This is a genomic window from Streptomyces sp. NPDC054956 (genome assembly GCF_053609185.1).
This window is the reverse complement of record NZ_JBSGXB010000304.1, coordinates 1-8,946: the sequence shown is the minus strand read 5'-3', so window position 1 is coordinate 8,946 and position 8,946 is coordinate 1. Positions and strand designations below refer to the sequence as shown.

At 74.6% G+C, this 8,946-nt stretch carries 6 protein-coding genes and 1 pseudogene; 6 read left to right on the top strand and 1 reads right to left on the bottom strand.

Features of this window, described 5'->3' with window-relative positions:
• The first annotated feature begins 51 nt into the window (after positions 1 to 51).
• From murJ to ACWGDE_RS32075, 5 genes and pseudogenes are all read left to right on the top strand, one after another.
• A complete protein-coding gene (murJ, locus tag ACWGDE_RS32095; protein ID WP_453392554.1) occupies positions 52 to 1,824 on the top strand; it encodes a murein biosynthesis integral membrane protein MurJ in 1,773 nt (590 codons plus the stop codon).
• Positions 1,814 to 2,590 carry a polysaccharide deacetylase family protein gene (locus tag ACWGDE_RS32090; protein WP_453392553.1) on the top strand — a complete coding sequence of 259 codons (777 nt, stop codon included), beginning with the start codon at positions 1,814 to 1,816 and terminating at the stop codon, positions 2,588 to 2,590. The genes murJ and ACWGDE_RS32090 overlap by 11 nt, the downstream gene beginning before the upstream one ends.
• A pseudogene (locus ACWGDE_RS32085) lies at positions 2,587 to 3,732 on the top strand (glycosyltransferase); the annotation flags it as partial. The gene ACWGDE_RS32090 and the pseudogene ACWGDE_RS32085, both read left to right, overlap by 4 nt.
• A gap of 522 nt (positions 3,733 to 4,254) precedes the next feature.
• A complete protein-coding gene (locus ACWGDE_RS32080) occupies positions 4,255 to 4,956 on the top strand; it encodes a lipopolysaccharide biosynthesis protein (protein ID WP_453392552.1) in 702 nt (233 codons plus the stop codon).
• Complete coding sequence (locus ACWGDE_RS32075; protein WP_453392551.1) at positions 4,953 to 6,095, top strand: GNAT family N-acetyltransferase; 1,143 nt, start codon at positions 4,953 to 4,955, stop codon at positions 6,093 to 6,095. Before ACWGDE_RS32080 ends, ACWGDE_RS32075 begins: the two co-directional genes overlap by 4 nt.
• A gap of 14 nt (positions 6,096 to 6,109) precedes the next feature.
• Here ACWGDE_RS32075 and ACWGDE_RS32070 read toward each other — a convergent pair whose 3' ends face one another.
• The gene (locus ACWGDE_RS32070; RefSeq protein ID WP_453392550.1) at positions 6,110 to 7,648 is read right to left on the bottom strand and encodes a glycosyl hydrolase; all 1,539 of its coding nucleotides are present in this window, start codon (positions 7,646 to 7,648) and stop codon (positions 6,110 to 6,112) included.
• A 150-nt stretch (positions 7,649 to 7,798) separates the two neighbouring features.
• On the opposite strand from ACWGDE_RS32070, the gene ACWGDE_RS32065 reads away from it, so the two are divergent.
• Positions 7,799 to 8,946, top strand: a 1,148-nt coding sequence (locus tag ACWGDE_RS32065; protein WP_453392549.1) for a carboxylate--amine ligase, incomplete at its 3' end; no start/stop codon positions are given.

Here is an 8,946-nt window from a genome sequence, read left to right as displayed (position 1 = left end):
ACCGAGGTCGCCGCGGCTGCGGGCCGTCCGCAGCACCCGCCCGTCCCGCCCGTGGGGCCCGCCGCTGACGGCGGGCCCGGCGTGCCGCCGCCGAAGGGCCCGGCCCCGGCGGGCGGGGTGCCGGCCGGCGTGGCGCCGGTGCCCGTGCGGACCGGGCCGCGTGGCTCCGGGGCCGCTCAGGCCGACGGTTCCCGCGCGGCGAGCGGGAGCGGGAGCGCCCTGGCCAAGGCGGCCGCCGTGACCGCCGGACTGACCGCCGCCGGGGCCGTCTTCGGGCTGGTCCGGGACCAGACCATCGCGCACCTCTTCGGCGCCGGCCACGACAGCGACGCCTTCCTCATCTCCTGGACCGTCCCCGAGATGGCCTCGACGCTGCTGATCGAGGACGCCATGGCCCTGCTGATGGTGCCCGCGTTCAGCCACGCCCTGGCCCGCCGGGCCGCCAGCAGGGCCGGGCTCACCCGCAAGGAGGCCCGCGCGCAGGATCCCGTACGCCTGCTCGTGGGGGCGACGCTGCCGCGGCTCGCGGTGTTCCTGGCCGCCGTGGCCTCCGTGCTCATCGTCGCCGCGCCGCTCGTCGTGGGCGTGCTCGCACCCGGGCTGCCCGACCCCGGACTCGCCGTCGAATGCACCCGGATGACCGCGCTGACCGTGCTGTCCTTCGGGGTCGCCGGCTACTTCAGCGCCGCCCTCAGAGCACACCGCTCCTTCGTGCCGCCCGCCGCCATCTACGTTTCGTACAACGTCGGGATCATCGGGACCATGGTGGCCCTGCACGCCCTGTGGGGGGTGCGCGCCGCCGCCGCCGGGGTCGCCGTCGGCGGGATGCTGATGGCGCTGGTCCAACTGCCCGCGTTCATCCGCAACGTGGGCTTCGGACCGCCCCGCGCCAAGGGCGCCCCGCGCAGCCAGCGGGACCGCGACCGGCCGACGCTGATCGCCTTCGGGGTCATCGCCCCCGTCATCTTCTTCGCCGTGTTCCGCCAGTCGCAGGTCCTGGTCGAGCGGTTCCTCGCCGCCTCGCTCCCGCCCGGCGCCATCTCGCACCTCAACTACGCGCAAAAAGTCGCCCAGATGCCGATGGTGCTGTCCCTGATGATCTGCACCGTCACCTTCCCCGTCGTCGCCCAGGCGATGGCCGGAGGGGAACGCGAGAAGGCCCGCCGCCGCGTCGAACAGGACCTCGCGCTCGCCTCGCTCGCCGTCCTCATGGGCACCGCCCTGGTCATCGGGTACGCGCCCCAGATCATCCAAGTCCTCTTCGAACGCGGGGCGTTCACCCACCAGGACACCGAGGCCACCGCCGACGTCATGCGGGTCTACGGCCTCGGTCTGCTCGGCCACTGTCTCGTCGGGGCCCTGTCCCGGCCCTTCTTCTCGACCGCCCGGCCCACCTGGTTCCCGGCGCTCGCGATGGGCGCCGGGCTCCTCGTCAACATCGTGGCCGGAGCCTTCGCCGTCGGCTGGTGGGGCACCTACGGGATCGCCGCGGCCAACGCCGCCGGCATCTCCACCACCGCCGTGCTGCTGCTCACCGGACTCGGCTCGCGGATCATCGCCATCCAGGTCCGGCGGGTCGCCGTCAGCATCGGACGGCTCTCCGTCGCCGCCGTCGCCGCCTGCGCCACCGGCTGGATCGCCGGGCCGATGATCCCCGACCCGCTGGTCAGCGCCGTCCTCGGCTGCCTGCTCGTCCCCGCCATGTTCGGGGCCACCGGCATGGCCATACGGGCACTGGAAGTCATCGCCCTGCCCGGCCAGATCGCACAGCTCACCGCTCACCTCACCTCCCAGCTCACCCAGAGGTTCCGCAATGTCCGCTGACACCGACACGGCGCCCCCCGCCGCGGTGCTCCCCACCCGCCGGACCGCATCGCCGTGGGTCCTGATGTACCACTCCGTCGCCGGGTTCACCGATCCCGCCGAGGACCCGTACGGCATCACCGTCACCCCCGACGCGCTGGAGGCCCAGCTGCTGTGGCTGCGCTCCCGGGGCCTGCGCGGGGTGTCCGTCGGCGAACTGCTCCGGGCCCGCGCCGCCGGGCACGGCGCCGGGCTCGTCGGCCTCACCTTCGACGACGGCTACGCCGACTTCCTGACCCGCGCCCTGCCCCTGCTGCGCCGCTACGACTGCACCGCCACCCTCTTCGTACTGCCGGGGCGGCTCGGCGTCGACAACGTCTGGGACCCGCTCGGACCGCGCAAGGCCCTGCTCACCGCCGAGGGAATCCGCGAAGTCGCGGCCGCCGGACAGGAGATCGGCTCGCACGGGCTGCTCCACCAGGACCTCACCGCGGCCCCCGACGACGTGCTCCAGCAGGAACTGCGGGGCAGCCGCGAGCTGATCCGGGAACTCACCGGGACCCTGCCCGCCGGATTCTGCTACCCGTACGGGCACCTCGACGCCCGGGTCGTCGCCGCGACCCGGACCGCCGGGTACGACTACGCCTGCGCCATCGACCCCGGACGGCTCGCCGGGCCGCACGCGATGCCCCGTACGCACATCAGCCAGGCCGACGGCGGCCCGCGACTGCGGATCAAGCAACTGCGCCACCAGGTGCGGGAGCTGCGGCGGGCGGTGCACTTGTGAGCCCCGAGAAGGTCCTGCACGTCATCACGGGACTGGGCGTCGGCGGCGCCGAGCAGCAACTCCGCTTGCTGCTGCGGCACATGCCGATGCGCTGCGACGTCCTGACGCTCACCAACCCCGGGCCGGTGGCCGAGGGGCTGCGGGCCGACGGGGTCCGGGTCGTGCACCTCGGGATGCGCGGCAACCGGGACCTGGGGGCAGTTCCCCGGATGGTCAGGTTCATCCGGCGCGGCCGCTACGACCTGGTCCACACGCACCTGTACCGGGCCTGCGTGTACGGGCGCCTCGCGGCCCGGATCGCGGGCGTGCGGGTGAGCGTGGCCACCGAACACTCCCTGGGCGAGGGCGAGATCGAAGGCCGGCCGCTGACGCGCGGGGTGCGGGGGCTGTACCTGGCGAGCGAGCGGCTCGGTGCGGCGACGGTGGCCGTGTCCGACACGGTGGCGGCCCGTCTGGAGGCCTGGGGGGTGCCGGCCGGGCGGGTGCACGTGGTGCCGAACGGGATCGAAGCCGTGCGGTTCCGCTTCGACGAAGGAGTGCGCCGGGCCACCCGGGCCCGGACCGGGCTGCCGGAGCGGGCCTTCGTGGTCGGCGGCGTCGGCCGGCTCGTGCCGGGCAAGCGGTTCGACTCGCTGGTGCGGGCGGTGGCGGCGCTGCCCGGCGCGCACCTGCTGCTGGCCGGGGACGGCCCCGAACGGGCCTCGCTGCGGCTGCTCGCCGCGGAGCTGGGGGCCCAGAGCCGCATCCACCTGCTGGGGGAGCGCGACCCGCTGGGCGACAGCGCGGACGGCCGCACCCCCGGGATCCCGGCGCTGCTCGCCGCGATGGACGTCTTCGTGTCCCCCTCGCGGGAGGAGGCGTTCGGGCTGGCGGTCGTCGAGGCGCTCGCCGCCGGGCTGCCGGTGCTGCACGTGACGTGCCCGGCGATCGACGACCTGCCCGCGACGCAGGCGCCGGGGGCGCGGCGGATCGGTACCGGCACGGAGGAGCTCGTCGCGGCGCTGCGCGGGCACATGGAGGCGGGCGCGCGTCGGCTGCCGCCGCCCGCGGTGGTCCGGCGGTACGACATCGCGCGCAGCGCGGAGCAGCTCCGAGCCGTCTACGCCCTGGCGATGGCCACCGCGTCCCCGGCCGCCCGCGCCGCCACCCCGACGGCGGCCCCCGCCGCCACCCCGACCCCGGGCGGCCCCGGAGCCGGCAGCCGGCCCCCGGTCGCCCCCCTGCCCGCCGCACAGGGGAGGGTGCCGGAGCCGCACGGCGCGGCGCCGCTGCCGGAGGCCGGCCCCCGGACCCCCGCGCCTCAAACGCCGGCGGGGCTGGATGTGGCCCCCGGCGCGCCGCGACCGCCGGCGGGGCTGGATGCGGCCCCCGGGTCGCCGCAAGCGCCGGCGGGGCTGGACGTGGCCGCCGGTGGGCCGGTGGGGCCGGGAGTGGCCTCCGGGTCGTCCGTGCACGTGCCGCAGGCCGGGGCGGAAGCGGCGGCCGGTGGTGCCGTGGGCCGGGGGCGGCCCGAAGGGTCCGCGAAGGCGACGAGCCTCGCGGGCCGCGCCGGCGAGGGCCCGTTGGGGCCCGTCGGGGGCGGCGACACCGGCTGATCCGATCCCGCAGGGGGTCCCGTACGGGACTCGCACCAACCACCCCTCCACCAGGAAAGAGGCACGCACATGGCTGACACCGCCGATCAGAAGAAGTCCACCCACCGGCGCCGGGTACGGATGATGCCGCCCCCCGCGTGGTGGCCGCTGCCCGCCGCCGCGTTGTTGGGGCTGGCCGCCGGAGGGGCGTACGGGGTGCTCAAGGCCCCCGAGTACGCCGCTACCAGTTACGTCGTCGCGGTTCCGGACGACACCACCGAGCCCGCCACCGCGCTGGGCTTCGCCCAGGCCTACGCCCGCATCGCCACCAGCAGCTCCACCCTCGCGTACGCCCAGCCCCGCGCGGGCGTCGGCGTACAGCAGCTGCGCACGCAGGTCCGTGCCGAGACCTCCCCCGAGTCCCCGATGATCGCCATCACCGGGACGGCGAAGAGCGCGTCCGAGGCCGCCGACATCGCGAACGCGGTCGCCGACGCGCTGTCGCTGAGCAGCAACCAGGCCGCCAAGAACACCGGCGTGCAGCTGCTCCTCTTCAACCAGGCCGTCGCTCCCTCGGAGCCCGCCTCGGCGTCGCCCGCGCTGAGCGGGGCCGTCGGGCTGTGCGCCGGCGGGCTGCTGGGCGGGCTGTGGCTGCTGGCCCGGCCCGCGCGGCGCAAGGGCGAGGGCGAGGGCGGCGGCGAGGAGCCGGCAGCCGTCGTCGTCGGCGAGTTCGCCTCGCTGCCCGCGCAGGGCGAGCACAGCGAGACCAAGGAGAAGGAGCCCGTGCGATGACGTCCGGCTCCGCCGGGGCCCTGTCGGTGACGCTGTGCCGCGATCCCCGGCAGTTCGCCGCGCTGGAGGAGCCGTGGAACCGGCTCGTCCGCGGCTGCCCCACCGCCACCCCCTTCCAGAGCCACGCGTGGCTGCACTCCTGGTGGCTCTCCTACGGCAAGGACGGCCGGCTCCGGATCGTCCTCGTGCGGCGCGACGGGGAACTGGTCGGCGCCGCCGCGCTGATGCTCGTACACCGGCCGCTGCCGCTGCTCGTACCGCTCGGCGGGGGCATCACCGACTACTTCGACGTCCTGGTCGCGGCCGAGCACGCCGAGCAGGTCGTCCCGGCGCTGGCCCACGGTCTGCACCGGGCCGCCCGGGGCGCGGTCGTGGACCTGCGCGAGGTACGGCCGGGGGCCGCCGCCGAGGCGGTGTACGCCGCGTGGCCCGGGATCGGCAGCAAGCTGGCCGACTCCACCTGCATGGAGCTGCCCGTCCTGCCGTTCGACGAGCTGGTCAAGCGGATGCCGGCCTCGGGCGCGCAGCGGGTGCGGGCCAAGCTCCGCAAGACGGACGCGGCCGGGATCGAGGAGCACGAGGTCACCGAGCAGGAAGTGCCGCGTGCCGTACGGACGTTGCTGCGGCTGCACGAGAAGCAGTGGCGCGGCCGCGGGGTGACCCCCGAGCACCTCAAGCCGCGCTTCGCCGAGCACCTGACCCGGGCCACCCGGCGGATGGTGCGGGCCGGGGAGGGCCGGCTGGCCGAGTTCCGGCTCGACGGGAAGGTGGTCGCGGCCAACCTCACGCTGCTGTCGGGCGCGCTCAGCGGCGGCTACCTCTACGGAGCCGACCCGGACCTGCGCGACCGGAAGGTCGACGTGGCGACGCTGCTGCTGCGCTACGAGACCGGCCGCGCGCTGGCCGAAGGCCGCCCGGTGGTGAGCTTCCTGCGCGGCAACGAACCGTACAAGAACCACTGGCGGCCGGAGACGGTGGTCAACCAGCGCTTCCTGATGGCCAGGACCGCGCTCGCGCCCCTGCTGCGACTGCACGAGTCGCAGGTGACGGGGCGCGAGCGGGCGGTGGACGCGCTGCGGGAGGCGTTGCCGGCCGCCAGGGACTGGCGGGCGCGGCTCAACGAACTGCGGGTCCGATGATCCGACCGCCCCGCCTAGAAGGGCCAGAAGCCGGAGTCCTTGCCCCAGTCGACCTTGACGCAGACCGACTGCTTGCCGACCAGCTTGGAGAGCCACTCGCCGAAGTTGAGCGGCACGCACCACTGCTTGCTGTTGACGGGCGGCTCGGTCGGCTTGGTCGGCTTGGTCGGCGGGCTCGGATCGGGCTTCGGGACGAGCGGCGACGGCACCGGGGACGGGACAGCGGGGGACGGGGCCACGGGGGACGGGGCCACGGGGGACGGGACCACGGGGTCGGGCTTGGGAACCACCGGGCTGACCTCGGGGCTCGGCACGGCCGGGCTCGGTTCGACGACGGGGCTCGGGGCGACCGGGCTCGGCTCGACGGGGCTCGGGACCAGCGGGCTCGGGGCGACCGGGCTCGGGGCGACCGGGCTCGGGACGACGATCGGCGGAGGTGTGACGACCGGCGTCGGGATGGCCGGTGTGGGGATCTGCGGGGTCGGCACCACCGGCGTGGGGATCGGCGGGGTCGGGACCACGGGTGTGGGGATCGGCGGGGTCGGGACCACGGGCGGCGTCGGGATCACCGGGTCGGGCCGCTGCGGCAGCAGCGCGTCACGGAAGGCCTTCGAGGACTCCGGGTTCTGCTTGCACTGCCATACACCGTGCGGGCAGTAGTCGGTGATGGTGTGGTAGAGCGGCTTCTGCTGCTCGATCCACTTCAGCATGCGCCGCACGTACTCCGGGTTGTCCCCGTTGCGGAACAGCCCCCACTCCGGGTACGAGATCTCCTTGCCGTGTGCTTTCGCGAAGTCCACGTGCTGCTGGAGCCCGAACGGCTGGGTGATCTGGTCGTCGAAGGTCCGCCCGGGAGCCTGGTCGTACGAGTCCATCCCGACGATGTCGACCACGTCGTCGCCCGGGTAGCACCGGGTCCAGCCGATCGCGTCCCTGCCGCGGTTCGGGGTGAAATCGAACTTGAACTTCTGGCCGGGCACGGCGCGCATCGTGTTGACGATGCGCTTCCAGTACGCCTTCCAGTTCTCCGGGTCGGGCCCGCAGCGGTGGGTGTACGTGATGCCGTTCATCTCCCAGCCGAGCACGATCACCGTGTCCGGGACGCCCAGCGCCACCAGCCGCTCGGCGAGCTTCTTGAAGTGCCGGTCGTACTGGCCGTCCGCGCCGGCCCGGATGAGCTGGGCCACCTGGTAGTCGGGGACCCGGTCCTCGTTGCGCTCCTGCATGGGCACGTTGAGGACGAACATCCGGTCGTCCCGGGCCCGGCGCCATTCGGCCCAGTCGTCGAGGAAGTTGACGCCGCCCTCGATGCCGGCCCACTGGTCACCGGGCAGATAGGTGTGCCCGACCCGGATCTCCTTGCCGCCCAGCCAGTGCGACAGGAACGGGATCCGGGCCACTCCCGGCGGCCCGTAGTCGAGATAGGCGCCCATGGCGATGTCGGAGCCCGCGCGCTGTTCCTCGGGGGCCGCGAGGGCGGCCCCGGTGGCGAGCAGTCCGGCCGTGACCGTACCGATGCAGGTGCTCGCCAGTCGGCGACGTGGTCTGGGCATGGCGTCTCCCGAGCTTTCCTGAATCGGTGTGCTTACCAAAGACGTTAGACATCAGATCTGACGAATGGCCTGTCCGGGGATCTCCACATAGGCCATTCGCAGGTGCGCACCCTCCTTGCTTGGTCCGACTAGGTGAAAGACACCGTTTCCATGTACGCGCATCCCAGCCAAGTGCCCGCAGTTCTGCTCAGACTCGATCGGAATCCGTTCCACCACGGAACCCTCGGCGCCGTCAGATCCCTTGGGCGGGAGGGCGTGGAGGTCCATGCCGTCGTCGAGGCCGGGGGAGGTCCCATGGGGCGTTCGCGCTATTTGCGTGCCGTGCACCCCGGGCCGTCCGGAGGGCTCGACCCCGAGGCGCCCGAGGCGCTCCTGGAGTGCCTGACCGGGGTCTCCGAGCGGATCGGGCGGCCGGCGGTGCTCATCGCGATGGACGATCTGAGCGCGATCGCGGTGTCGAGGGTCGCGCCGATGCTGACGGACCGTTTCCGGATCCCCCATCAGCCCGACAACCTGCCCGCGCGGGTGGCGGACAAGGCCGAGCTGTCCCGGCTGTGCGCGCGGTGGGACGTCCCGCACCCGGAGACCGTGATCCCGGCGAGCGGGGCCGAGGCGGCGGAGGCCGCGTGGCGGCTGGGCCTGCCCGTGATCGCCAAGTGGAGCCGGCCGTGGCTGCTGCCCCCGGGCGCGGGCCTGCGCAGCACCACCCTGGTCCACGCGGCCGCCGAGGCGCGGCGGCTGTACGAGCGCTCCGCGGAGGCGGGGAGCCGGCTGCTGCTGCAGCGGTTCCTGCCGGCCGGGCCGGACACCGACTGGTTCTTCCACGGCGCGTTCGCCCGGGGAGGCCATCCGCTGATCACCGGATCGGGGCGCAAGGAGCTGTCCTGGCCGGTACGGACGGGCCTGACGGCGGTCGGACGGTGGCTGCCCGATCCGGCGGTGGAGGAGGCCGGGCTGCGCCTCGCCGAACGGCTCGGCTACCAGGGCATCCTCGACCTCGACTTCCGCCGCGACGAGCGGGGCGTCTTCCGGCTGGTGGACTTCAACCCCCGGCCGGGGGCGCAGTTCCGGCTGTTCACGGACGCGGGCGGACTGGACGTGGTCCGGGCGATGTACCTGGACCTGACGGGCCAGCGGGTCCCGGAGCCGTCCGGCGGGCCGGGCCGGGTCTTCGTGGCGGAGAACTACGCCCTGCTGGCGGCGCTGCGCGGCGGATGGCGGCCGCGCCGACGGGCCGCGGCCGCGACCGGGGCCGCCGGGGCGGCGGCCGCGCCCCCGGCACCGCGCGGTCCGGGCTC